The 21,009-nt window shown below is 73.3% G+C and carries 20 protein-coding genes and 1 pseudogene; 10 read left to right on the forward strand and 11 right to left on the reverse strand.

Annotated elements, in window-relative coordinates:
* Positions 1 to 14: 14 nt before the first annotated feature.
* From QSK37_RS32990 to QSK37_RS33005, 4 genes are read right to left on the reverse strand one after another with little or no spacing between them, the layout of a single operon-like run.
* Positions 15 to 1,178: a molybdopterin-dependent oxidoreductase gene (locus tag QSK37_RS32990; protein ID WP_285629144.1), complete on the reverse strand. Its 1,164-nt coding sequence runs from the start codon at positions 1,176 to 1,178 to the stop codon at positions 15 to 17.
* Positions 1,148 to 1,762, reverse strand: a complete 615-nt coding sequence (locus QSK37_RS32995; RefSeq protein ID WP_285629146.1) for a class I SAM-dependent methyltransferase — start codon at positions 1,760 to 1,762, stop codon at positions 1,148 to 1,150. The genes QSK37_RS32990 and QSK37_RS32995 overlap by 31 nt, the downstream gene beginning before the upstream one ends.
* Positions 1,759 to 2,391 (reverse strand): TIGR04282 family arsenosugar biosynthesis glycosyltransferase, encoded by a 633-nt coding sequence (locus QSK37_RS33000; RefSeq protein ID WP_285629148.1) that lies wholly within the window; start codon positions 2,389 to 2,391, stop codon positions 1,759 to 1,761. Before QSK37_RS33000 ends, QSK37_RS32995 begins: the two co-directional genes overlap by 4 nt.
* On the reverse strand, positions 2,388 to 3,014 hold the full coding sequence (locus QSK37_RS33005; protein ID WP_285629150.1) for a glycosyltransferase family 2 protein: 627 nt from the start codon (positions 3,012 to 3,014) through the stop codon (positions 2,388 to 2,390). Before QSK37_RS33005 ends, QSK37_RS33000 begins: the two co-directional genes overlap by 4 nt.
* A gap of 485 nt (positions 3,015 to 3,499) precedes the next feature.
* Here QSK37_RS33005 and QSK37_RS33010 point away from each other — a divergent pair, with 485 nt between their 5' ends.
* From QSK37_RS33010 to QSK37_RS33020, 3 genes are read left to right on the forward strand one after another with little or no spacing between them, the layout of a single operon-like run.
* The gene (locus tag QSK37_RS33010) at positions 3,500 to 5,179 is read left to right on the forward strand and encodes a hypothetical protein (RefSeq protein ID WP_285629152.1); all 1,680 of its coding nucleotides are present in this window, start codon (positions 3,500 to 3,502) and stop codon (positions 5,177 to 5,179) included.
* Positions 5,173 to 5,865, forward strand: coding sequence for a response regulator transcription factor (locus tag QSK37_RS33015; RefSeq protein ID WP_285629154.1), 693 nt, complete (start codon positions 5,173 to 5,175; stop codon positions 5,863 to 5,865). The genes QSK37_RS33010 and QSK37_RS33015 overlap by 7 nt, the downstream gene beginning before the upstream one ends.
* Positions 5,862 to 6,983 carry a sensor histidine kinase gene (locus QSK37_RS33020; protein ID WP_285577581.1) on the forward strand — a complete coding sequence of 374 codons (1,122 nt, stop codon included), beginning with the start codon at positions 5,862 to 5,864 and terminating at the stop codon, positions 6,981 to 6,983. The genes QSK37_RS33015 and QSK37_RS33020 overlap by 4 nt, the downstream gene beginning before the upstream one ends.
* Here the strand turns inward: QSK37_RS33020 and QSK37_RS33025 are convergent.
* Genes QSK37_RS33025 through QSK37_RS33035 form a run of 3 tightly spaced genes read right to left on the reverse strand, consistent with a single transcriptional unit; the run spans position 6,980 to position 8,966 of the window.
* Positions 6,980 to 7,459, reverse strand: a complete 480-nt coding sequence (locus tag QSK37_RS33025; protein WP_285629156.1) for a GNAT family N-acetyltransferase — start codon at positions 7,457 to 7,459, stop codon at positions 6,980 to 6,982. The genes QSK37_RS33020 and QSK37_RS33025 overlap by 4 nt on opposite strands.
* Positions 7,460 to 7,482: 23 nt before the next feature.
* A complete protein-coding gene (locus QSK37_RS33030) occupies positions 7,483 to 8,247 on the reverse strand; it encodes an SDR family NAD(P)-dependent oxidoreductase (RefSeq protein WP_285629159.1) in 765 nt (254 codons plus the stop codon).
* A 17-nt stretch (positions 8,248 to 8,264) separates the two neighbouring features.
* Positions 8,265 to 8,966, reverse strand: a complete 702-nt coding sequence (locus QSK37_RS33035) for a hypothetical protein (RefSeq protein WP_285629160.1) — start codon at positions 8,964 to 8,966, stop codon at positions 8,265 to 8,267.
* Positions 8,967 to 9,043: 77 nt separating this feature from the next.
* Here QSK37_RS33035 and QSK37_RS33040 point away from each other — a divergent pair, with 77 nt between their 5' ends.
* Positions 9,044 to 9,529 (forward strand): MarR family winged helix-turn-helix transcriptional regulator, encoded by a 486-nt coding sequence (locus tag QSK37_RS33040; protein ID WP_285629161.1) that lies wholly within the window; start codon positions 9,044 to 9,046, stop codon positions 9,527 to 9,529.
* Positions 9,530 to 9,619 (forward strand): annotated as a pseudogene (locus QSK37_RS33045) (ABC transporter ATP-binding protein); the annotation flags it as partial.
* A gap of 57 nt (positions 9,620 to 9,676) precedes the next feature.
* On the opposite strand, the gene QSK37_RS33050 reads toward QSK37_RS33045, so the two are convergent.
* Both QSK37_RS33050 and QSK37_RS33055 read right to left on the reverse strand, forming a co-directional pair.
* Entirely contained in the window at positions 9,677 to 10,804 is a 1,128-nt protein-coding gene (locus QSK37_RS33050) for an epoxide hydrolase family protein (RefSeq protein ID WP_285629163.1), read from the reverse strand.
* A gap of 26 nt (positions 10,805 to 10,830) precedes the next feature.
* Entirely contained in the window at positions 10,831 to 11,820 is a 990-nt protein-coding gene (locus QSK37_RS33055; protein ID WP_285629165.1) for an NAD-dependent epimerase/dehydratase family protein, read from the reverse strand.
* Positions 11,821 to 11,989: 169 nt separating this feature from the next.
* Between QSK37_RS33055 and QSK37_RS33060 the strand changes: the two genes are divergently transcribed.
* Positions 11,990 to 13,531 carry an FG-GAP-like repeat-containing protein gene (locus QSK37_RS33060; RefSeq protein WP_285629167.1) on the forward strand — a complete coding sequence of 514 codons (1,542 nt, stop codon included), beginning with the start codon at positions 11,990 to 11,992 and terminating at the stop codon, positions 13,529 to 13,531.
* A 147-nt stretch (positions 13,532 to 13,678) separates the two neighbouring features.
* Positions 13,679 to 15,220 (forward strand): FG-GAP and VCBS repeat-containing protein, encoded by a 1,542-nt coding sequence (locus tag QSK37_RS33065; protein ID WP_285629169.1) that lies wholly within the window; start codon positions 13,679 to 13,681, stop codon positions 15,218 to 15,220.
* 23 nt (positions 15,221 to 15,243) lie between these two features.
* Here the strand turns inward: QSK37_RS33065 and QSK37_RS33070 are convergent, their stop codons facing one another.
* Positions 15,244 to 15,627: a hypothetical protein gene (locus tag QSK37_RS33070; RefSeq protein WP_285577599.1), complete on the reverse strand. Its 384-nt coding sequence runs from the start codon at positions 15,625 to 15,627 to the stop codon at positions 15,244 to 15,246.
* A gap of 294 nt (positions 15,628 to 15,921) precedes the next feature.
* Here QSK37_RS33070 and QSK37_RS33075 point away from each other — a divergent pair, with 294 nt between their 5' ends.
* The 3 genes from QSK37_RS33075 to QSK37_RS33085 all read left to right on the forward strand — a co-directional run bounded on the left by QSK37_RS33075 (position 15,922) and on the right by QSK37_RS33085 (position 18,936).
* The gene (locus QSK37_RS33075; RefSeq protein ID WP_285577871.1) at positions 15,922 to 16,257 is read left to right on the forward strand and encodes an STAS domain-containing protein; all 336 of its coding nucleotides are present in this window, start codon (positions 15,922 to 15,924) and stop codon (positions 16,255 to 16,257) included.
* Positions 16,258 to 16,277: 20 nt separating this feature from the next.
* Positions 16,278 to 17,018, forward strand: coding sequence for a glycosyltransferase family 2 protein (locus QSK37_RS33080; protein ID WP_285577600.1), 741 nt, complete (start codon positions 16,278 to 16,280; stop codon positions 17,016 to 17,018).
* Between the two features lie 217 nt (positions 17,019 to 17,235).
* Positions 17,236 to 18,936, forward strand: coding sequence for an MptA/MptB family glycosyltransferase (locus QSK37_RS33085; protein WP_285629171.1), 1,701 nt, complete (start codon positions 17,236 to 17,238; stop codon positions 18,934 to 18,936).
* Here QSK37_RS33085 and QSK37_RS33090 read toward each other — a convergent pair.
* Complete coding sequence (locus tag QSK37_RS33090; RefSeq protein ID WP_285629173.1) at positions 18,818 to 20,935, reverse strand: alkaline phosphatase family protein; 2,118 nt, start codon at positions 20,933 to 20,935, stop codon at positions 18,818 to 18,820. The two genes, QSK37_RS33085 and QSK37_RS33090, sit on opposite strands and share 119 nt — an antisense overlap.
* Positions 20,936 to 21,009: the final 74 nt, after the last annotated feature.

Consider the following 21,009-nt stretch of genomic DNA (forward strand, 5'->3'; position numbering starts at 1 on the left):
GAGCGCCCTGCGCGTCATCGGCTCACCTCCAGCCGCGCGACCCACTTCGTCTGCATGACACCCGGCCGGTCCGGCGCGATCAGCCGGCAGGGGTAACCGTGGTCGAGGGAGAGCGGTTCGCCGTTCACCTCGAGCGCGAGGAGGGTCAGCGGGTCGTGCCAGTGGGGCGGGTCGACCTGCGACGTCCGGTAGAGGCCCGCCTTCTCCAGCGACTCGACGCGTACGCGGACGTCGTCCTCGACGCCGGCCGCGCGCAGGACGTCCCTCAGCCGTACGCCGGCCCAGGTGGCCTCGGCGCTCCACCCTTCGACGCAGGCGATCGGCAGCCGTACGACGTGCCGGGGCATCGCGCGCAGGTCGTCCAGACTCAGTGAGAGTTCGCGTCGTACGGCGCCGGTGACCGTGAGCCGCCAGCCGGTGCCGCGGGTGACGCCGGCCGCGAGCGCGGTCTTGTTGACGGGAAGGCGCTGCGGGCCGGCGCCGGGCCGGCGGGGGGCGAGAACCGCCAGGTCGCCGAGCGGGGTGAACGTCTCGCCGACGGTCGTCACCGCGACGAGGCCGCAGGCTCCCGCGACCGTGGCGAGGAAACCGCGCCGCGACGGCCCGTACGGCGGCGGAGGCCGGCGCAGGCCCCGCACCTTGGCCCACTCGTCGGCGGCGTGGATGAGCAGCGCGCCGAAGACGACGTAGGCCGTCCAGTAGTGCGCCACGGTGAAGAAGAACGGGAACGGATACCAGTAGTTGACGTTGAACAGGCCGGTGACCAGCTGGAACAGTGATCCGCCGACGAGGAGGAAGACGACGCCCCGCCGGGCCGCGTGCGCCGCCGAGCGGATCGGCGGCCACTGCCACAGCTTCGGGTACACCGTCCACAGCTTGGCGAGCAGGAGCGGGATGGTGGCCATTCCGCAGATGACGTGGGCGCCCTGGGTGAGCCGGTACAGCCCGACCGGCCGCGACGGCCAGACCATCCACGACGGCGGATGCTGCATGAAGTGGCTGACCAGGCCGGTGACGAACGCGACGGTGAAGCTGACGCCGAGGCACACCCCCAGCCAGGCCGCGGTCCGCTCGTCGTGGAGCCGGCTGGTGAAGACGGTCGCGATCCGGCGGGTCAGGCGTTCGGACTCGGCGTCGATCCGGCGGATCAGGCGTCGGGGGTCAGCTCGGCGAAGCATCGCGCAGCCTCCGTCCAGATGGTCGTCACGGTCAGCCCGGCCTCGCCGGCGCACGCGCCGACCGCTCCCGGGTCGAGATGCGCCCAGCGGAACCAGTCCCCGGCCCGCCGTCCGTCGCGGAGCCGCAGCCGTTCGGTCCGGGTCGTGTCGCCGAGCTCGACGATGGCGCGCCCGGTCCGGTCGAGGAGCGTCGCGACGCGTCGCAGGAGCATCGGCGGATCGCCGCCGATGCCGATGTTCCCGTCCGCGAGCAGGACGGTCCGCCAGCGCCCCGCGCCGGGGATCCGGTCGAAGACGTCGCGGAGCAGCGCCATGCCGCCGGCGGCCCGGGTCATCTCCACGGCGTACGGGGTGACGTCGATGCCGAGGGCGGGGAGCCCGCGTTCGGCGAGGGCGACGGTGAGGCGCCCGGGACCGGACCCGATGTCCAGCGTCGGTCCCTCGCACCGGTCGAGCAGGGCGTCGTCGCCGGGCCGCCCGTCGCGCCACTGGCCGACCGGGAGCCGCTCCGTACGGCCGTCCTCGTGTTCGATCGCCACCTCGCCGAGGCCGGCGAGCGATCCCTCGTACAGGTGGCCGATCATCGTGCTCCCGCGCGTACGGCGGCGGCGAAGCGGGTTCCGGGAGCCTGGGCGGCGACCCGTACCGCGTCACCGGCCGTGTCGACGTCCCGCAGCGTGCCGAGCGTCGCGACGCGGAGCCCGTCCAGGCGTTCGAGCTGACGGGCGCCGGTGTCGGGACGGGACATCGGGACGCCGCGCAGCCGGCGCGGGTCGGGGTCGCGCAGCCCGAGCAGCCAGAACCCGCCGTCGGCGGCGGGCCCGTACACCGCGTCGCCGGCGCTGAGACGCCGGCCCGCGTCGGCGAGCATCGCGGGTGTCACCTGCGGTGTGTCCATGCCGATCAGTACGGCGGGACCGCCGACGTCCGCGAAGGCGTTCGCGAGCCGTTCGTCGAGCCCCGCGCCGCGCTGGGCGATGACCTCGAACCCGCGCGGCAGCCACGCGCCGGGCCGTCCCTCCAGCGCGACCACGCGACGCGTCGCGGTGGTGGCGGCGACGGCGTCGAGCGTGTCGGCGAGCGCGGCCTCGGCGATGAGCGCGGCCTGCTCCGAGGTGTACGGCGGGGTGAGCCGGGTCTTCACGCGGCCCGGCACCGGTTCCTTGGCGATGACGATGAGCGTGATGCCGCGTGGGTCGCCTTGTTCCGTCATGACGTCTCCAGCACGCGGCGCATGTCGCGTACCGCCTGGAGCGTGCCGCGGACCGTTCCGGTGACCTTCGACCGGCCCGTACGCGGGTGGTAGGCGACGTCGGTCTCGGCGATGCGCCAGCCGTTCCCCGCGGCCCGCAGCACCATCTCCAGCGGGTAGCCGGAGCGCCGGTCGGTCAGTTCCAGGCCCAGCAGCCGCTCGCGGTACGCCGCCCGCATCGGGCCGATGTCCCGCAACCCGAACCGGCGGGCGATGAGCGCGTTGCCGAGACGGGCGTGCGGCGGCCAGGCGCCACGAGCCGTGGGCCGCCGGCGACCGAGCCCGAGCGCGGCACCGGCGAGAAGGCCGGTGACCTTCGGCAGCTCGGCGGGGTCGAGCGAGGCGTCGGCGTCCATGAAGCAGACGATGTCGCCGGTGGCGGCGAGCAGCCCCGCGTGACAGGCGGCACCGAATCCCCGTTGCGGCTCGTGCACGACGCGGGCACCGCACGCGGCGGCGACGTCCGGCGAGCCGTCGGTGGACCCGTTGTCCACCACGATGGGGCGATATCCGGCCGGCATGCGGCCGAGCACCCAGGGCAGTGCCGTCGCCTCATCGAGGCAGGGCAGTACGACATCGATCATGTGAGGGACGCTAGGCCCGCGGACCCTCCTCCGACCCTTACAGGATGATGACGTCGCGTCACAGCCGGTCACCGTGCGGGTGCTTACGAAGCGATGACGCGCCCTTCGCCGCAAACCCTTACGGAGTGATGACGTATCAGGCCTGTACGGGCTGGTCAGCCCTAGTGTCGAGGCGTGTCCCGCTACCAGCCGCCACCTTCCGAAGGCGCCACCCGTGGCCCCGCGCCCCCATCCGGAGACCCCGGGATGCCGAGCCGAGCGGCATCAGCGAGGTCGGCCGGGATGGGGGAAGCGGCCGAGGGACCGCTCGAAGCGGCGGAGCTGGCGGAAACGGCGAGGTCGGCGGGACTGGTCGAGGGACCGGTGGGACCCCTCGAAGCGGCGGAGCGGGCGAGGTCGGCGGGACCGGTCAAGGCGGGGGAAGTGGTCGAGGTGGCGCGGACCGCGGAAGCGGCGGAGTACACGAGGGCGGCGCGGTGGCGGTCTTGAGGGAAGACGCCGTCCTGCCGGGACAGCCGGGATACCCGGCGTACCGCCGGGCGGCGGTCGGGGCGGTCGTCTGGGCGGGCTTCGTCGCCGTCGTCTTCGGGGTGGGAGCCGCGTTGCGAGCGGCCGGGAAGCTCCCCGTGGACCCGGTGCCGCCGCTGCACGCCTCCGCGCGCCTGCTGATCGGCCCGCTCGTTCCGGCGGCCGTGGTCGCGTTGGCCGGGGTGGCCGTGCTGCCCGCGGCCGTCCGGCGGCTGCGCTGGCGGCCGCTCCTGACCGTCGCCTGGCTCGCGTCCGCGTTCTGGGCCGTGGTCCTCCAATGGCCCGACGGCGTGAGCCGCCCGCTGACCGCACCGACGGAGTATCTCGCCGGCCTGCCCGCGATGGGCGACCACCCGCTGTCCTGGCTGCGCGGCTTCACCCGCCACCTCCAGGAGTACCCGACACACGTCAAGGGTCATCCACCGCTGCCGGACCTGATCCTGTGGATACTGCGGTGGACAGGACTCAACGAGCCGGGCTGGGCCGCCGCCCTGGTGATCGCGGTCGGCACGTCGTCGACCGCCGCGATCGCCATGACGATCCGTACTCTGGCCGACGAGGAGACCGCCCGCCGCGCCCTGCCCTTCCTGGTGCTCGCCCCCACGGTGATATGCCTCGCGACCAGCATGGACGCCCTTTTCCTAGGCGCGGCAGCGTGGGCCGTCGCCTTGACCGCCGAAGCGACCGCCCCCGCCGGAGAGGACACGCCCCACCCGCCCTGGGGGACCATCCCACTTCAATCATCAAGCCCTGTGGATGTTGGGCACAAGGCATTCCACAGGCTGTGGATAACTGTCCTTCAGTGGGCCGGCGTCCACGGGCGATCCACGGCACGAACCGCTCGGGACGGCGCGGTCGACGCGCAGGCACCCGGCCCCGCGCGCGAGCGGCTGCCCGCAGTGTTCCGTCCGCGTCTGGGCAGGCTGGCACGGGAGCGGTTCCCGGCCGCGTCCGGCACGCGTCTGGGCAGGCTGGCACGGGAGCGGTTCCCGGCCGCGTCCCGCACGCGTCTGGGCAGGCCGGCGCGCGAGCGGCTGCCCGCCGCGTTCCGTCCGCGTCAGGGCAGCCTCGCGTGGCGGTTGGTGGTCGTGTCCGTCGGTGGGATCGTGACCGGCTCCCTGCCGTACCTCAACTACGGCCTCGTCACGATTCTCGCCCTGCCGCTCGCGGTGTTCCTTCTCACCCGGCCGCGGCGCGCGGTCGTGGTCACCTTCGTCCTCGGCTGTGCCGTCGTTCCGCTCGCCTTCACGCTGGGCGGGTTCCTCTGGTGGGACGGCGTGGCCGCCACCCACGCCGCCTGGGCCGCGGGCGCCGGGTCGGAACGGCCCTACGCCTACTTCCTCGTCGGGGATCTGGCCGTCCTCGCACTGATCATCGGCCCCATGGCCGCCGGTGCGCTCCCGTACGTGCTGCGCCGCGGAGGCGCGTTCGGGGTCCTGACGGCCGCGACGCTGCTCGGCGTGCTCGCGCTCGACCTGTCCGGGGTCACGCGCGGCGAGGTGGAGCGGATCTGGCTGCCGTACGCTGCATGGTTGACGGCGGCGGCCGCCGTCCACCGGCCTCCCGCCCGGCGAGCGCTGCTCCTTCAGGCCGTCACCGCCCTCCTGATCCAGGCACTGGTGAGGTCGCCATGGTGAACACCGGACGCATCCTGGTCGTCGACGACGACCCGACCGTCGCCGAGGTCGTCGCCCGCTACCTCATGCGCGACGGGTACGACGTCGACTGTGTCGCCGACGGGTACGCCGCGCTGCGCGTCGCCGCCGAGACCGATCCCGACCTGGTCGTCCTCGACCTCATGCTGCCCGGCATCGACGGGCTGGAGGTCTGCCGCCGGCTGCGGGAACGCCGCCCCGTGCCGATCGTCATGCTGAGCGCGCTCGGGGAGGAGACCGACCGCCTCGTCGGGCTGGAGACCGGCGCGGACGACTACGTCACCAAACCGTTCAGCCCCCGCGAGCTGGCCCTTCGCGTACGGTCGGTGCTCCGCCGGGCGCGCGGCGCCCTGGCCCCGACCGGCGAGACGATCCACGACGGCGACCTCACCGTCGACTCCGCCGCGCACGAGGTGCGCATCGGCGGCCGGGCGATCTCGCTCACCGTACGGGAGTTCGACCTCCTCGCCTTCCTCATGCGGCATCCGCGGCAGGCCTTCACCCGCGCTGAGCTGCTGGAGAAGGTCTGGGGCTGGGAGTTCGGCGACTCGTCGACGGTGACCGTCCACGTGCGTCGCCTGCGCGAGAAGATCGAGAACGATTCCACCGTCCCCCGGCGCATCCTGACCGTTTGGGGCGTCGGCTACCGCTATGAGCCCACGACATGATCCCTTTCCACGCGTTCGCCGAGGTCGTCGCGTACGCCGCCGGGGCCGCGCTGGTCGCGGGCGGTGTCGGCGTCGGCCTGCTGTACGCCCTGCGCGCCCGCTCGATCACGACCCTGCTGGCCGTCGTCTCGGCGGCGACCGTGCTGGCGACCGTCGCCGGCATCGTCACGATCACCCTGAAGATGCTGATCACCGACCACGACCGGTCGGTGACCCTGACCGTCACGGCCATCGCCGGCCTCGTCGGGCTGGGCGTGTCGCTGGTGCTCGGCCACCGGCTGATCGCGGGCACCCGGGCCCTGCTCGGCTCCGTGCGCCGCGCCGGTGACGACGGACGTTTCGTCCCGCCGGACCGTACGCTGCCGGCCGAGCTGGACGAACTCGCAGCCGAGCTGTCCGCCGCCTACGCGCGCCTGGAGACCGCCCGCGCGCGCGAGCGCACTTTGGAGGCCAGCCGCCGGGAGCTGGTCGCCTGGGTCAGCCACGACCTGCGTACGCCGCTGGCCGGGCTGCGGGCCATGGCCGAGGCGCTCGAGGACGGGGTCGTCGCCGACGCCGAGACGGTACGCCGGTACCACGCCCAGATCCGCGCCGAGGCGGACCGGCTGGCCGCGATGGTGGACGACCTGTTCGAGCTGTCCCGGATCCACGCGGGCGCGCTCCGCCTGTCCCGGCGGCGCGTCGGCCTGGCCGAGCTGGTCTCCGACACCGTGGCCGGTACGGAGCCGCTCGCCCGAGCCAAGGGCGTACGGCTCAGCGGCCTGGCCCACGAGATCCTCCCGGTCGAGGCCGACGCGGCCGAACTCGGCCGTGCCCTGCGCAACCTCGTCGTGAACGCCATCCGCCACACCCCGGAGGACGGCGGCGTCGAGGTCGTCGCCGGAGTCGAGCGGGGCATGGCGTGCGTGACCGTGTCCGACGCGTGCGGCGGCATCCCCGAACAGGATCTGCCCCGGCTGTTCGACGTGGCCTTCCGCGGCGAGGCGGCCCGTACGCCGGGCGGCGGCGCGGGCCTGGGCCTGGCCATCGCCCGTGGCATCGTCGAGGCGCACGACGGCGAGATCGGCGTGTCGAATGCCGGCACCGGCTGCCGCTTCGTCATCCGCCTCCCCCTCTAGAGGTCGAGCGTGAACTGCTCGATGGGCCGCGTCGGCCCGAGCGACGCGAGCCGGCCGCTCGGCGCGAACCCGGCACGTCGGTACAGCCGCCGCGCCCGTTCGTTGCCCGCGCCGGTCCACACCTGCAGGCGCGTGCCGCCGAGCGCGGCCACGTGCGTGCGCAGCCGCTCCAGGAGCAGCCGGCCGACGCCACGCCCCTGCCAGCCGGGATGCACGAACACCATGGAGATGTGGCACAGCCCGGCCACCCGCGGCCCCCGCCCGTCGCGGTCCCGGCCGGGCTCGGCCAGGAGCATGCCGCGCACCCGCCCGGACGCGACCGCCACGATCACGATGGCGTCCGGCTCACCGAGCTTGGCCCGTACCCGGTCGACCCGCGTGGCCTCCGGCGGCCGCCCGCGCGCGGTGTTGGCCGCGCGCCACACGGCGACCGCGTCGGCGTGATCCGTGCTCTCCGCCAGGCGCGTCGTCACCACGCGACGATTGTGGTCCAAGGCGGTCAGTTGGTGATGCGGCCGCCGGCGACGTCGACGGTGACGCCGGTGAGCCAGGAGGTGGCGTCGGAGGCCAGGAAGAGCGCGGTCCGCGCCACGTCCTCGGGAGTTCCCAGCCGCCGGAGCGGGTGCGTGCCGGCGACCTTGTCCTGCGTCTCGGGAGGCATGCCGGCCAGGACCTTCTCGGTGGCGATGGCCGAGGGGGCGATGGCGTTGACGCGGACGCCGTGCGGCCCGACCTCGGTGGCCAGGTGGCGGGTCAGCATGACCAGGCCGGCGTTGGCCACGCCGTACGCGAGGTTGGCCCGGCTGGGCTGCCGTCCCGCGGCCGAGGACATGGTGATGATCGACCCTCGGCCGCGTTCGACCATGCCGGGCAGGAACGTGCGGATGGTGAGGAACGCCGAGGTCAGGTCGGAGTCGAGGACCTGACGCCAGCGCTCCTCGGTCAGCTCCGTGGAGGGCACGGGGAAGCCCTGCCCGCCGGCGAACGCGGCCAGTACGTCCACCGGGCCGAGTTCGTCCTCGGTCCGCCGGCGAGCGTCCTGAAGGGCGGCGGAGTCGGTGACGTCGGCGACGACGGCGATCGCCGTACCGCCCCTGCCGGTGATGTCGGCGACGACCGAGTCGAGGGCCGCGCGGTCCCGGCCGACCGCGGTCACCTTGGCGCCCTGCGCCGCGAACTCCCGCGCCGTCCGCGCGCCGATGCCGCGCGATCCGCCGGTGATGAGGACGACACGACCGTTCAGGTCCGAATAGCTGCTGGACATCGCGGAATGACTCCTGATCACTGGTTCTGGGGCTGGGTACGGTGCCGGGTCCGAGGCAGCAGGGCCGCGACGGACACCAGCCAGATGACGCCGCCGAAGCGGACGACCGGCAGGAGGTAGCCGAAGTCCGAGGCCACCAGGGTCAGCAGGGACACCATGCCGATGACGGCCAGCGGCAGCCCGGTCCAGGTCACGCCGCGCGGAAGCAGGCCGGCCAGCAGGCCCGTCACCGAGATTCCGGCGATGAGCAGGGCGAATGTCACCGCGTAGAGCGGGCCACCGGACAGGAACGACAGGTCGGCCAGAGCGCGGGCCAGAGCCGGCGGGGCGTCGGCCGGCAGCCGTCCACCGGTCCAGCCGAAGATCGAGCTGAGCGCCAGCGCGACCGACGCCAGCACTCCGCCGACCAGGGTGATCGCCGAGCCCGGCGCGGTGATGCCCAGGGCCCGCAGCCGCCGGTACAGCACCGCGGCGCCCAGCGCCAGCGGCACGGCGGAGGCCAGCAGCAAAAGCGCGCCGAGCTCGGCGGTCGTCTCGTGCGTCCGCGCGTAGTGCAGGACGGCCGCGCCCGAGGCGTCGGGGTGCGGAGTGTCCCGGTTCACGACGGTGTAGGCGACGGTCGTCACCGCGATGGCCACGACGGGGGCGAGCAGTGGCGGCCCGGTCTGCGGCCGGCGCCCGGAGCCCGTCGACCGCCGTGAGGTGGTGGTGCCGGTCATGGGTTGCTCCTTCCAATCGGTATACATCTGATAATGATTACAGATTGGAACGATTGTCAAATGTGTATGATGTTCGCATGAGTACGGAGCGCGAGAACGAGCATCCGGCGTCCAGGGGCGGCGCGGCCTTCCTGCTGGCCCAGCTCGGCGCCCACGCGGCTCAGCGGTTCGCGGACCGGGTCGCGGAGCTGGATCTGACCCCGGCGCAGGCGGGCCTGCTGCGCCTGCTGGCCCAGGCCCCCGGCCACAGCCAGCGTGAGCTCGCCGACATGCTGGGGATGCCGCCGAGCCGCTTCGTGCCGTTCGCCGACGGCCTGCAGGAACGCGGCCTGATCGAGCGGCGCAGGAAGCCCGGCGACCGCCGCGTCCACGCCCTGCGCCTCACCGACGAGGGCATGGAGCTCCTGGCCCGTCTCCGCACCGTGGCCAGGGCGCACGAAGAGGACGTCTGTCAGGCGCTCTCTCCGGACGAACACCAGCAGCTGATCGGCCTGCTCCGGCGCATCGCCGACCAGCAGCAGCTCACCCCCGGCGTCCACGTCGGCTACCGCCGCCTCCGCTGACGCTTGACGGCCGCGGCGGCGCTGCTCGGCGACCCGGAGGTGCTCGTCCTGGACGAACCGGTCAACGGACTCGACCCGGAGGGCACGCGATCGCCGTCGCCACCGTGACGCGGGACGTCACGGACTGACCCGTGGCACGGCCGGAGGTCAGCGGAGCGGGCGGAAGAACGCCCGGACGTCCTCGATGAGCAGGTCGGGCGCCTGCAGCGCGGCGAAGTGCCCGCCCCGGTCGAACTCCGACCAGTGCACCACCTCGTGGTCGCGTTCGGCCAGGCGGCGGATGGTCGAGTCACCGGGGAAGACCGCCACGCCCAGCGGCACCTTCGACGGCTCCGGCCGCCCCCAGGAGGCGGCGCTCTCCCGGTACAGCCGTGCCGCCGAGCCGGCCGTCCCCGTCAGCCAGTAGACCGTCACGTTCGTCAGGATCGCGTCCCGGTCGATCGAGCCCACGGCGTCGCCGTAGTCGTCGAACCATTCCGTGTACCAGCCGAGCTGCCCGGCCGGTGAGTCCGCCAGCCCGTACGCGAGGGTCTGCGGCCGGGTGCTCTGGATCGCCGCGTAGCCGGACCGCTCGTCCTTCCAGCGGGCCAGCCCGGCCAGCCGTTCCCGCTCGGCCTCCGTCAGGCCGGTCAGCTCATCGGGATCACCCGACGGCAGGGCGGTGAGCGCGTTCGCGTGCACGCCGACCACCTGTGACGGGGCGACTCGCGCCAGCTGAGGGGAGATCCGGGCGCCCCAGTCGCCGCCCTGAGCGCCGTACCGCTCATGGCCCAGCCGGCGCATCAGCTCCGCCCACGCCCGCGCGACACGCGTCACGTCCCAGCCCGCCGACCGCGTCGGCCCGGAGAACCCGTAGCCCGGCAGCGAGGGCACCACGATTTCGAACGCGTCCGCCGGATCGCCGCCGTGCGCGGCCGGGTCGGACAGCGGGCCGATGAGGTCGAGGAAGTCCGCGACCGTGCTCGGCCAGCCATGGCTCAGGATCAGCGGCATCGCCGCCGGCTCGGGCGACCGTACGTGCAGGAAGTGGATGCGCTCACCGTCGATGACGGTGGTGAACTGCGGAAACGTGTTGAGCCGGGCTTCGTGCGCACGCCAGTCGTAGCCGGTGCGCCAATACTCGGCCAGCTCCCGCACCCGCGCGAGCGGCACGCCGTACGACCAGCCCGCGCCGGGCAACTCGTCCGGCCAGCGCGTACGGGCCAGCCGGTCGTTCAGGTCGTCGAGGTCGGCCTGGGGGACGTCCACGCGGTACGGGCGAATGTCGTCGCTCATGCCCGCCAGTGGACACCCCGTTCAGGTCAGGTCCTGTCCTCTGCGAACTCCGCCATCCCGTCGGCGAAGGAGATCGAGGCGCGGAACCCCAGCTCGGCCGCGGCGCGCTCCGGTGCCGCGACGATGTGCCGGACGTCCCCGAGCCGGTACTCCCCGGTCACCACCGGCTGTGGGCCGCCGTACGCCTTGGCCAGGGCGATCGCCATCTCCTCGATCGTGTGCGGCTCGCCGCTCGCCACGTTGTACGCCCGCAGGGCGCCGGCGGCGTACGGCGCGGCCGACAGCGCCAGCACGTTGGCCCGCGCCACGTCGCGTACGTGCACGAAGTCGCGCCGCTGGCCGCCGTCCTCGAAGACCCGCGGCGCCTCTCCGCGTTCGAGACGGGACCGGAAGATCGCGGCGACACCGGCATACGGGGTGTCGCGCGGCATCCGCGGGCCGTACACGTTGTGGTAGCGCAGCGCGGTCACCGAGCCTCCCGTCGCGCGCGCCCACGACGCGGCGAGGTGCTCCTGGGCGAGCTTGGTGTCGGCGTAGGCGTTGCGCGGATCGGCCGGCGCGTCCTCACCGACCGTGCCCGGCGTCAGCGCCGCGCCGCACGACGGGCAGCGGGGCGCGAACCGTCCGGCGGCCAGGTCGGCCTCGTCGCGCGGCCCGGGCCGTGCGCGGCCGTGCGCGGCGCAGTCGTAGGCGCCCTCCCCGTACACCACCATCGACGAGGCCAGCACGAGCCGCCGGCAGTTCGCCCGCGCCATCGCGGCGAGCAGCACGGCAGTGCCCACGACGTTCGCGGACGCGTAGCCGGGCAGGTCGGAGACGTCCACGCCCAGCCCGACCTTGGCCGCCTGGTGGCAGACCACGTCGACCCCGTCGAGCCGACCGGAGACGGTGGCCTCGTCGCGTACGTCCTGGCCCGAGCGCAGGTCGAGAGTGCGCACGTCATGGCCGCCGTCCCGCAGCGCGTCCACGACGTGGGAGCCGATGAAGCCGGAGGAGCCGGTCACGAGTACACGCATGGCCGCACGCTAACCACCCGGTCCGGGCGGCGTCCCGCGACGGAGGTATGCCGTAGCACTTCCGTAAGAACGCGAACCACCTGCGTACGGGCGTAAACCGACTTGAAACCTCCGACGTCCTTTGTAAGCCGCGCGCCATCGCGCGCGGCGAGGCCTTAGGAGGGCTTGAGTGAGAAGCAGCGTTTTCTCGCGAGCGTTGGCCGCCGCGGCGGTCACCGCGTTGGGGGCGGCGGGAACGACCGGCGTGGCGCACGCGTCCGTCGTCTCGGCCGGCACGACGGTGCGGGCGACGACGGTGAAGGCGGCGGCGACGGGGGCCAAGCCGTACGACTTCAACGGCGACGGCTACGCCGACCTGGCGCTCGGCGACCCGTACGGCAAGGTCGGGAGCCTGACGAGCGCGGGCTTCGTGACGATCGTGTACGGCTCGACGTCGGGCGCGAACACCGCGAAGAAGCAGGTCATCAGCCAGAACACCAGCGGCGTGCCGGGGGCCGCCGAGAAGACCGACCACTTCGGGTACTCCCTTGCGTCCCTGGACTACGACCGGGACGGGTACGCGGACCTGCTCGTGGGCACCCCGGACGAGGACACGACCGCCGGCACGAACGCCGGGTCCGAGACGATCCTGTGGGGCAGCAAGTCGGGGCTGACCGGCACCGGCTCGCAGACCATGGCCGAGCCGTCGAACGCCGGCGCGAACCACCGGTTCGGTTTCTCGGTGACCACGGGAGACTTCGACGGTGACGGTCTGACCGACTGGGTGGACACCTCGCCCGGCGACGCCTACTTCTGGACGTTCACCACGTCGTCGCAGAACCTGCGCGCCGCCGCCGCGGCGCGGACGTTCCGTCCGGCGGCCAAGGGGCGGCCGGTGCGCGGTTCCCAGAAGGGGATCCACGCGGCGGCCGCGACCACGCTCGACGCCCTGGTCCCGGTCGGCGGTGACGTCAACGGCGACGGCCGCCTCGACCTGATCGTGGGCTGGCGCAACTCCAAGGCGGAGGCCAAGTACCAGTACGGCTTCGACGTGTGGACCGACATCTCCGCCGTCTCCCAGGACCCGGCGAAGGAGGTGCTCACCAAGCTCGACGGGCTCGCGGCGGGCGACTTCAACGGCGACGGTTACGCGGACGTCGCCGCCGGCGCGGCCGACGACAGCGGGCGCGCGCACAGCCACCTGGTGGTCTTCCCGGGCGGCGCCGACGTCGCCATGGACGCCTCGTACCTGGTCAACCAGGAGACCGCCGGGGTGCCGGGCGCCACCGCGCTGGGCGACAAGTTCGGCACGTCGCTGTCGGCCGGGGACGTGAACAAGGACGGCAAGGCCGACCTCGCGGTCGGCGTGCCCGGACGCACCGTCAGCGGCGCGGCGCGGGCCGGCGAGGCCATCGTGCTGTACGGCGGGACCGACGGGCTGACCGGCACCGGTTCGCAGGCGGTCTCGCAGAGCACCTCCGGCGTTCCGGGCTCGGCCGAGACCGACGACGCGTTCGGCACCGGGGTGAGCCTGCTGGACATCACGGGTGACGGCTACGCCGACCTGATCGCCGGGGCCTCGGGGGAGAACTCCCTCGACGGCTGCGTGAGCGTGCTCAAGGGCGGAACCTCCGGCGTGACCGGAACCGGCTCCGCGACCTTCGGCGCGGGGACGGTCGGTGTCTCCGGCAAGGGCGCCCAGCTCGGACGCGTCATCGGCCGGATCGGCTGACGACGGACCGGGTCCTGCCGCCGGGTTCGGAGCACTCGGCGGCAGGGCGTCCGATTTCGGCCATTTTCAACCAGTAAACCCGCCAGATACCTCCAACGTCTTCTTGATCGCCACTCGCCATCGCGAGCGGCAATCTGAGGAGGTTTGGTGAAAGTACGCGTTTTCTCGCGCGCGCTGGCCGTCACCGCGGTCACCGCACTGGGCGCGGCGGGCGTGGCCGGCACGGCTCACGCGTCCGCCGCTCCGAGCACGGCACAGGCCGCGGTGAAGGCCGCGCCGGCCGGGGCGAAGCCGTACGACTTCAACGGCGACGGGTACCCCGACCTGGCGCTGGGCAGCCCCTACGGCACCGTCGGCAGCCTCACGACCGCGGGCTTCGTGACGATCGTGTACGGCTCGGCGTCCGGGCCGAACACCGCCAAGAAGCAGGTCATCTCGCAGGACACCGCCGGTGTGCCGGGCGTCGCGGAAAAGGCCGACCACTTCGGGTTCTCACTCACGTCCTTCGACTACGACGAGGACGGGTACGCCGACCTGATCGTCGGCGCGCCGGACGAGGACACCACCGCGGGCTCCAACGCCGGTTCGGAGACGATCCTGTGGGGCTCGTCGTCCGGGCTGACCGGCAGCGACTCACAGGCCCTCAACGAACCCGACAGCCCCGGCGCGGACCACCGGTTCGGCTACTCGCTGGTCGCGGCCGACTTCGACGGTGACGGCCACACCGACTGGGTGGACGGAGTGCCCGGCATCAACGCGTTCTACCCGTTCCACAACCCGGGTCCGCCGGCCGTCGCGGCCAAGAGCACCACCACCCCGCCCGGGCGGGCGTTGCCGCCCGCCCCCCACGCCCAGACGGTCCGCAAGGGCAAGAAGGCCGCGACGGCGGCCGCCGCGGACAGCACCACCACCGGGTTCATCCTGGCGGCCGGTGACGTCGACGGCGACGGGAAGCCCGACCTGGTCCTCGGCTGGCAGCAGACCGTGGCGCCGACCTCCGGGTTCGACGTGTGGCACAACTTCACCGACACGGGCCTGTCCCACGCGAACACGGCGGCCACCAGCCTCAACAGTGTCGCCGTGGGCGACTTCGACGGTGACGGGTACGGCGACATCGCGGTCGGCGGCGCCGACGAGAGTGAAGGCGTCGGCGGCCACGTGAAGGTCTACAAGGGCGACGCCGACGTCACCCTCGGCACGACGACCACGCTCACGCAGGACAGCGACAACGTGCCGGAGACGGCCGTGGCCGGCGACCGGTTCGGCTACTCGGTGGCGGCCGGTGACGTGAACAAGGACGGCAAGGCCGACCTGGCGGTCGGCGCGCCGTACAAGACCGTCACGTCGCAGTCGCACGCGGGCGAGTTCTTCCTGCTGTACGGCGGCGCGTCCGGCCTGACCGGCACCGCCTCGCAGGCGGTCTCGCAGGACACGGCCGGGGTGCCCGGTGCGGCCGAGGCCGATGACGAGCTCGGCTGGACGGTCAACCTGACCGACGTCAACAAGGACGGCTACGCCGACGTGATCGGCGGCTCCCCGAAGGAGAACGGCACCGACGGCGCGGTGACCTACCTGGGCGGCACCGCCTCGGGCGTCACCGCCACCGGCTCGCAGGGCTGGGGCGCCGGCACGCTCGGCGTCACCGGCCGGGACGCGCAGATCGGCGTCCGCCAGGGCCGCGACGGCTGATCCACACCGGGCCGGCCGCCTGCTCAGGTGCCGGGCGGCCGGCCCACCGACTCCTCGACGGCGCGAATGGTCGGGCACGGCCAGCGCCACATGCATGCCCGGCAGCGGCGGATCGGGCTGGCCGGGTCGCTGGAGATGCCGCCCGCGTCGCGCGGCTGGTGCAGGTCGAGCAGCCGCAGGCCCAGGTCGGCGAAGGCGATCACCTCGTCGCGGGCGGAGGCGAGGAACCGCAGGTCCTCGCGCGAGAGCCGGGCCTTCACCGGCACGACGCCCTCGCGGTTGATCAGCCCCGAGAAGTAATGCGTGACGGACCGCCACGAAGTGGACTTCTGGGAACGGGTCCGGATGATCTCCAGGCGCTCGCGCAGCCGGGCGCGCCGCGGATCGTCGAGCCTGCCGCCGGTCACCGTGCCCGCCCCGCCTTCCGCGCGGCGCGCGACGGGCCCGCATCGCCATTACCCACGGCATCTAGCTTCCCTTAAGCGCGACGCGCCGGTGGGCGAAATCCCGCACATCGGGTCCCCGGAGCAGAGATGATCTAGATGTGCCCTGACCTGCGTCGGAACAATTTATAAATGTCGGGTTAAATGCGGAAAACTGCGCAGCGTTCAGGCAAAGGACACCCCACCGCCGGGCAACGGACAGTCCCTAATCTGGCTCGCCTCTGGTTCCCCCGAGCAGGGGACGCTAGTGTGCGGCTCGTGGAGCTAAAGATCTCGACTGCATCTCAGGGAGGTCACGCCGTCGTCTCGGTCTACGGCGAGGTCGATCTCTATACGGCACCTAGATTGCAAACGGAGCTGGCCGCGCTCGTGCGCGACGGAGTCAGCCGGCTCGTCGTGGACCTCAGCGGGGTCGAGTTCTGCGACTCGACCGGCATGAACGTCCTGCTCTCGGCCATGAAACGCATGCGTGAGCACGGTGGTTCGCTCGAACTCGCCGCGCCGCGTTCGGCGGTCCGCAGGATTCTCCAGGTCACCGGCCTTGACACGGTGTTCTCCGTGCACGATGCCGTACCTGCCTTCGGACGGACGTAGCCGCCACTACCATCGCCATCATGCAGGCGGACATCCAGGCCGACACGGCCGTGATCATCTCGGCCAAGGACGAGCAGGACCGCATCGGCGCGACCGTGGAGGCCGCCGCGACACTACCGGGCGTCGACCTGGTGGTCGTCGTGGACGACGGATCCACGGACGCGACGGCGCGGATCGCCGAGGGCGGGGGCGCGAAGGTCGTCCGGCACTCGCGCAACCGCGGCAAGGCCGCGGCCATGGAGACCGGCGCGTCCGCCGTGCGTCTTCTCGACGGCGACGTGCCGCGTCACCTGCTCTTCCTGGACGCCGACCTGGGCGAGACCGCCAAGCAGGCCGGCCCGCTCGTCGAGCCGGTACGCGACGGGTCCGCCGACATGACCATCGCGGTCTTCACCGAGCTGGTCAAGCTCGGCGGACACGGCTTCGTCGTACGCCTGTCGCGCGACGGCATCAAGCGGCTCACCGGCTGGTCGGCGTCCCAGCCGCTCAACGGCCAGCGATGCATGACCCGCGCGGCCTTCGAGGCGGCCCTGCCGCTCGCGCCGGGCTTCGGCGTCGAGACCGGCCTCACCGTCGACCTGCTGCGCAAGGGCTTCCGGATCACCGAGGTCGAGGTGCCGCTCGCGCACCGCGCCACCGGCACCGACTGGCGCGCCCAGCTGCACCGCGCCCGCCAGTTCCGCGACGTCGGGCGCGCCCTGGCGGCCCGCGAGCCGGCCGTGGCCAGGCAACGGGACCGCCTGCGCCGTGCCGGACGCTGACCTGCCCCCACCCGCCGGCACCACCCCGCCCGCGGTCTCCGCCGAGCCGGAATCACCGGCTGGCGAACCCGCGGACCGCTCCGCCCCACCGGACCGTCCGCTCACCAGCCGTACGGGAGAGGTGGCCGCCGTGCCGCCGCACCGGTCCGGGGAGCCCGCGGACCGTTTTGGCTCACTGGATCGTTCGTCGCCGAGCCGTATGGGAGAGGTGGCCGCCGTGCCGCCGCATCGGCCCGGGGAGCCCGCGGACCGTTTCGGCTCACTGGATCGTCCGTCCCCGAGCCGTACGGGAGAGGCCTCCGCCGCGCCGCCGCACCGGCCCGGCGTCCCCACGGCGCGCCGTGACCGCCGCGGCCCGGCCGGGCTGGGCCTGAGCGCCGCCGGCCTGACGTGCTTCCTGCTCGTCGCCCTGCTCGGCCCCTCCGTCATGGAGCCCGCCCTGCCCGGCGGCGCCGGCCAGCCCCCGTACTCCCTGGTCGTCCACCCCTCCCCGTACCTCGTCATCGGTCTCACCGTCGCCGGCGTCGTCCTCTCCGTCGCCGGCGTGGCCCTGTGCGCGCTCGCGGCACGCCGCGGCTGGATCTTCCGGCCGCGCCTGCTGCTGGCCGCCGGCATCATCGCCGCCGGGGCGTTCGCGCTGATGCCGCCGGTCGGCTCCGCCGACCACCTCAACTACGCCGCGTACGGGCGGATGGCCGTCACCGGCAACGACCCGTACGTCACGACCGCGCGGAGCCTGCCCGCCGACCCGGTCGCCCGCGCCGTGCAGGACTGGCGCGACACCCCGACCGTGTACGGGCCGATCGCCACCGCCCAGCAGACGTTCGCCTCGCTGGTCGGCGGCGCGTCGGTGCGGCTGACCGTGTTCGTCATGTCGCTGACCAACGCGCTCGCCTTCGTGGCCGTCGGCCTGCTGCTCTACCGGACCGTACGCGGCGACCCCGCCCGCGAGCTCCGTGCCGTCCTGCTCTGGATCGCCAACCCGCTGCTGCTCTTCGAGCTCGTCGGCGGCGCCCACAACGATGTGCTGGCGATCGCGTTCGCGGTGGCCGGGCTGGTGGTCTTCGGGATGCCCGATCCGCTGCGGCCCCGGCCGGGCGACGGCCGTGGCCTGAGCCGCTGCGTGTCCGCGGGCGTCCTCATCGGGGCGGGCGCCGCGATCAAGATCAATGTCGCCATCGCGGGCGGCGGTCCGCTCCTGGTGCTCGTGAGCGAGTGGTGGCGCGCGCGCGGCACCGGCGAGACCGGGCACCGCACCGGCCTGGGGCCGACCGTGGCGCGCGCCGCGGCCTTGTGCGCCTCCGCGGCGGCCGTCACCGGCCTGGCCTACCTCATGGCGGGCCCGCACTCGCTCGACCAGCTCGGCCGGGCCTCCAAGTCGGTGTCGCTGGCCACGCCCTGGCACCTGCTGGCCGGCACGGGCGGTGGCCTGCTGGTCACCATGCCACGCTCGGGCGTACGGCTCGGCTCGGTGCTGCTGACGCTCGTGCTCCTCGTGCTGCTGCTGCGCGCACTGCCCCGGCCGCACGTCGGCGGCCTGGCCGACCCGGTCGGCGACGAGACGTTCCGCGTCGCCGCCGCGCTCTCGCTGGCCTGGCTGTTCGCCGCCCCGTACGCCCTGCCCTGGTACGACGGGCTCGGCTGGGCGACGGTCGCGCTGCTGGCCTGGTCGCGGTTCGACGGGCTGCTGCTGGTGCGCACCGGCGTGCTGGCCCTGGCCTACCTGCCCGCCCGGGACCCCCGGCACGCCGGGTTGCCGCACGACCTCGACTGGCTCGTCACGGTCGTACGGGCCCAGGTCACGCCTTGGGCGCTGACGCTGACTCTGATCGCTCTGATCGCGGCGGCGGCGCGCTGGTCTCCTCGGGCCCAATCGCCTGGATGCTCGCCGCGAGCGCCAGCGGGATCGCCACGGTGAACGCCAGCGCCGGGATCGCCACCCCGGAGTCGTTGACCAGCATGCCGGCCCCCGCCGTGACCAGCGCGGCGACGAGCGTCGGCCGCAGCGCGGGCGCCCGCTCGTAGGCGGTCTGCAGCACGGCGGCGCGCAGGGCCGTCGGGCGCAGCAGCGCGAAGATCAGGAAGGCTACGGCGGCCACCGCGATGAGCGTCAGCTCCCAGTTGACGAAGGTGCCGACCATGCCGCGGAACTTGCGGAACACGACCGTGCCGCCGTCCCCGTTCATCAGGCTCTTCCAGAACTCCCCGATGTGGGTGGGCTCGGCCCGCAACGAGTCGAGGAACGCCACGCCCAGCACCACGACCGCCCCCACGGCCAGCACCGCCAGCAGCCGCGACAGCCGGATCCGCCGGCCCGCGATCATCAGGGCGAACACGGCGAACCCGGGGAAGATCGCGATGATGCCGCCGAAGTCGGCACCGGCGAACGGCGCGCCGTCGATCACCAGGCCCAGCACCCCGGCGCCGATCACGACCGCCGTCGCCGCGGCCCGGCGGCCCGAGCCCAGCAGCCATCCGGCCACCGCCCCGGTCACGATGATCAGGCCGGTCACCCACAGGGCCCACGGGATGTTGCCGAAGCCGTAGAAGCGGCCGGCGACCACCGGCGTGTACCCGAGCATGCTGCACGTCTGCAGGTGGCTGCCGGTGAGCACGTCGAGCGTCAGCACCAGGGCCGTCACGGCGCCGACGACGGCACCCGCGCCGGTGATCGAACGGCGCCACGGCCCGGCGAGGGCGACGGCGGTGATCACGGCGATGGAGACGAGCACGCCGGTGACCATGACGACCGCCGGGTGCCCGGAGGACCACCACGGGATCACGTTGGCGAGGAACGTCGCCGCGGGCAGCGCGGCGCCCGCCAGCGCGGCGACCCGGGCCGCCGTCAGGAGGCGGCGCTGTTTGCGCCTGAGGGCGAACAGCCCGAACGCGTACAGGGCCACCTGCACGATCACGAGCGCGAGGTAAAAGGACGACAGGACGCCCCGGTAGACCTGCGCCTGGACGTCCTTGTCGTTCAGCCGGTCGGCGAGCGTGGCGACGGAGTGCGGCTTGGCGCCGCCGTCGCGCCACCGCGTGCCGACCGCGTCGCTCGGCTGCTTCAGGCCGAGGGAGTGCAGGATCGTCGCGGTGACGTCGGTCAGCGTGACCAGGCCGCCGGTCCGGGTGGAGTCGGCGGTCAGGTAGCGGGAGGAGTACCCGGGGCCACTGGCGATCGCGACCCGCAGGTGGGCGATGACGTTGGCGTCGGACAGGCCCGCGACCAGCACGGTGGTGTTCGGCGGCAGGGTGGTCAGCGCCTGGCCGATCTGGTCGTCGGCGGTCTTCACCGCCGCCGCGCGCTTCTTGGCCGTCACGTTCGCCTGGTGGCCGTTCACGTCCACGCCGGCGTCGATGTAGGCGTGGACGACGTCGTCGACGTCGACCACGGTGAGCGCGCACCGGGAGAGCCCGTCGGCCGGGATCTGCTCGGTCGAGGGGACGTATCCGTCGACCCGGCCGGCGCTGTCGGCGGCGCCGAGGACCGCGCCCGGACCGACCGCCATCGTGCAGCCGCCGGCGCGGTGCACCGCGTCGCCGAGCAGGCCGACGCGCGACTTGTATTTGTTGTGTGCATTGTCGTCGCGCATGGCGGCGAATCCGGGGACGGCGCTGCCCTCGGGCGCCGGCGGCAGGCCGCAGCTGCCGTGGCGAAGCTGTGATCTCTGTCCCGCGGAGACCGTGAGCCAGCCGTCGATCGGGCACGTGTGCGGGCCGACCGTCTTGACCGACAGGGCGGCGGCGGAGCCCTGCGTGGCGAGCCTGGCGAGGTTCGGCGTGGCGGTAGCGTTGATGTCGCCCCACTGGAGCCCGGGCACGCCGATCAGCACGACGTGGCCGCTGGGCGGGGCGCTCGCCGACGCCGCCGGTGCCATGGCGGGCAGGAGAGCCAACGCCACGGTCGTGAGAAGGAGCAACGCGACCGCTGCACCTTTTCTGTGGCGACGTCCCGCATTGCGCGGCTGTGCCACGATCACCTCCATGTCTGGGA

Origin of the sequence: Actinoallomurus iriomotensis (assembly GCF_030269445.1) — a bacterium.
GTDB classification, from domain to species: domain Bacteria; phylum Actinomycetota; class Actinomycetes; order Streptosporangiales; family Streptosporangiaceae; genus Actinoallomurus; species Actinoallomurus iriomotensis.